Source organism: Hydrogenophaga soli (genome assembly GCF_054777695.1).
This window is the reverse complement of sequence record NZ_BAAHAK010000017.1, coordinates 1-1,019: the sequence shown is the minus strand read 5'-3', so window position 1 is coordinate 1,019 and position 1,019 is coordinate 1. Positions and strand designations below refer to the sequence as shown.

Annotated in this window: 1 pseudogene and 1 other annotated feature; the pseudogene reads right to left on the bottom strand. The window is 63.8% G+C overall.

Going from position 1 to position 1,019, the window contains the following annotated elements:
* Positions 1–1,019: pseudogene (locus ACYVB7_RS19145) on the bottom strand (IS3 family transposase); the annotation flags it as partial.
* Positions 728–844: a sequence feature (AL1L pseudoknot), on the bottom strand. (Overlaps the previous pseudogene by 117 nt.)

Here is a 1,019-nt window from a genome sequence, read left to right as displayed (position 1 = left end):
ACCAGTGCACCCACTGCAGGGTGGCCAGTTCCACGGATTCCCTGGTCTTCCAGGGTCCCCGGCGGTGAATCATCTCGGCCTTGTACAGCCCGTTGATGGTCTCGGCCAGTGCGTTGTCATAGCTGTCGCCCCTGCTGCCCACCGAGGGCCGTATGCCCGCCTGGTCCAGGCGCTCGGTGTAGCGTATGGAAACGTACTGACTGCCCCTGTCGGAATGGTGCGTCAAGGCATGGGCCGCAGGCTCGCGGTCATACAAGGCCTGCTCCAGCGCATCCAGCACAAAGTCGGTCTGCATGCTGCGGCTGACCCGCCAGCCCACGATGCGCCGGGCGTACACGTCCACCACGAAGGCCACGTACAGCCAACCCTGCCAGGTCGAAACATAGGTGAAGTCCGACACCCACAGCTCGTTGGGGCGACTGGCCTTGAACTGCCGGTTGACGTGGTCCAGTGGGCATGGTGCCGATGTGTCCGGCGTGGTGGTGCGCACTGTCTTGCCACGGCGTGCCCCTTGCAACCCCATGTTGCGCATCAGTCGCTCGACCGTGCAGCGCGCCACTGCGATGCCTTCGCGGTTCATCTGCAGCCAAACCTTATCGGCTCCGTAGACTTGCCAGTTGGCGTGCCAGACGCGCTGGATGTCGGCCTTCAAACCCTCGTCACGATGAGCGCGTTGACTGCGCAGTTGCGGGTTGCGTTGCCGGGCAGCGTGGCGCCAGTAACACGACGGGGCCATCTGCAACACCCGGCAGATGGGCTCGACCCCGTAGGCATCACGGTGGCGGTCAATGTAGTTCTTCAAGACTTCAATCGGCGGTCGAGCTCCGCCTGCGCGAAAAACGCGCTGGCAGTCTTCAGGATGTCGTTGGCCCGGCGCAGCTCCTTGACCTCGCGCTCCAGTTCCTTGATGCGCTGGGCATCCGAACTGGTGGTGCCGACACGCTGGCCGCTGTCGACCTCGGCCTTCTTGACCCACTCGTTCAAGGTCTGCGGCACGCAGCCAATCTTGGGTGCAATCG